The organism is Mesorhizobium sp. M0037, assembly GCF_040323635.1.
Classification (GTDB): Bacteria; Pseudomonadota; Alphaproteobacteria; order Rhizobiales; family Rhizobiaceae; genus Mesorhizobium.
The window spans coordinates 1-1,912 of record NZ_JAMYVB010000048.1; the positions used below are offsets into that span (position 1 = coordinate 1).

Genomic DNA, 1,912 nt, shown 5'->3' on the forward strand with positions numbered 1-1,912 from the left:
GAAGGGCGAAGTGAACGAGAATGCATTCATTTCATAAATGTATGCCTATCCAAGCAATCGATTTCTCCAATTGTCCGATGACGAATATGAACGACTCAGGCAGGGACATCATTAGGAGTATTTTTCGATGGCAAACATTATCGAGGGTGGCGCGGGTGCCGAAACACTCATCGGCACCGAGCGTGAAGATTGGATGGAGGGTTTCCAGGGCGGTGACTGGATTGACGGTCGTGGCGGCAACGACGAGATCTCGGGTGGCCCGGGCAGTGACCGAGCCATCGGCGGCGAGGGTAACGACCGCATCTTCGGCGGAGATGGCTGGGACGATCTCTCCGGCGACAACGGCCGCTTCAACGCGCGCGTCTCCGGTGAGGACAATGACAGGCTCAGCGGCGGTCCCGGCCAGGATGTCCTCTACGTGGGTGACGGCCAGGACACGTTGACCGGGGGCACCGACAGTGACACGTTCGTGTTCCAGTTCCACAATCCGGTGCCTGGGGTTGTCGGGTCGACGTCGGACATTACCACTATCACCGATTTCAACCCGGCGGAGGACAAGTTCGCCTTCGATGCGGTAGGCCTCTACAACGACGGTTTTGGCGCGAACTTCGTCAACAACGCCAGCATACAGTCCGGCTACCCGGTGAGCAGCTTCTACAGCGGTGCGGCCTCGGGTGCGAACGGCGAACACGTCGTGGTGATCACTGGCGAATCTTTCAACTCTGCTAATGAGGCGGCGAGTGCGATCTCCGGCGAGCACGCCGGCGACATCATTGTCTACCAAAGCAGCTACACCGACAGACTCGCAACTCTGGCCTATGTCACCGCCGACGGCAGCGCGCACGAGTTCGCCCACCTGGGCGGTGTAGTCACCGTGGCCGACCTAGGCCTGACCGCGTCGGACTTCACCTTCGTTTGATCCAGAAACCCATACGGAACCGCGCCCGCCCCGCCCCCTGGGCGGGCGCTTTCCCGTTCCGCTACTTGCCTGGGCCGGGGCGCCCGAGGGGCGCCCGGGAGCAGTCGCAGCGTGGATAGCTTGACCAAGCCCTGCGCGTCGCGCTGGTCGTGCACCGAAATCTCCTGAAGGTGTGGAGGCGGATTCGCCTGTTCGGGCCCTTGCGGCCGACCACGATGAATCCCTTCCAAACCTTCAGCCGGACGGTGTTGTTGACCCGCTCCATTAAATGCCGGGACCAAACATATTCGGCGGGAGCACTGATCCTGAACCAGCGAGCGGATGCAGTCGGTTGCCGGTCGGGGAGCAATATAGGGAGCCGGGTCGCCAGCCTCCGGAGACTTACGTGACAACCATTCCAAAGGATTCAGCTTTGAGACCCTTCCCTCTGACATCCGCGATTTGGGGCATTATGTTGATCAGCGGCGTGGTCAACGTGCTTGCGCTGATCTCGCCGCTGTTCATGCTTCAGGTCTATGACCGCGTTCTGGCAAGTGGCAGCGTATCCACGCTAGTGGGGCTCGTCGTGCTTGCTGCGGGGCTTTATGCGTTCCAATGCCTGCTCGACATTTTGCGCGCCCGCGTGCTGCTGCGGATTGGCGAGCGTTTCGATGGTCAGTTTTCCGGACGCGTTCACGATGCGATCGTTCGCCTTCCGCTTTCAACGCGCATGCCGGGCGACGGCTTGCAGCCGCTTCGCGATCTCGACAATGTTCGCGGCTTCTTAGGTGGAAACGGTCCGACAGCGTTCTTCGATCTGCCATGGATGCTGTTTTATCTCGGCATTTGCTTCCTCCTTCATTTCTGGATCGGCATGACGGCACTTATCGGGGCGGTCGGTCTCACATCTCTGACACTCCTTGCCAACACTCTCTCGCAAGGGCCGATAAGCGATACCGTTGCCCACAACATGGCACGCAATGGTCTGCTGCAAGCAGCGCGTTGCAATGCCGA

At 60.1% G+C, this 1,912-nt stretch carries 1 protein-coding gene and 1 pseudogene; both read left to right on the top strand.

What is annotated here, in order from left to right:
* The first annotated feature begins 127 nt into the window (after nt 1-127).
* Nucleotides 128-919, top strand: a complete 792-nt coding sequence (locus NKJ78_RS30705) for a calcium-binding protein (protein ID WP_023806358.1) — start codon at nt 128-130, stop codon at nt 917-919.
* A 451-nt stretch (nt 920-1,370) separates the two neighbouring features.
* A pseudogene (locus NKJ78_RS30710) lies at nt 1,371-1,912 on the top strand (type I secretion system permease/ATPase); the annotation flags it as partial.

What these genes read in the sequence shown, in the direction of transcription:
- NKJ78_RS30705 (WP_023806358.1), top strand. Translation starts at nt 128, where the DNA reads ATGGCAAACATTATCGAGGGTGGCGCGGGTGCCGAAACACTCATCGGC.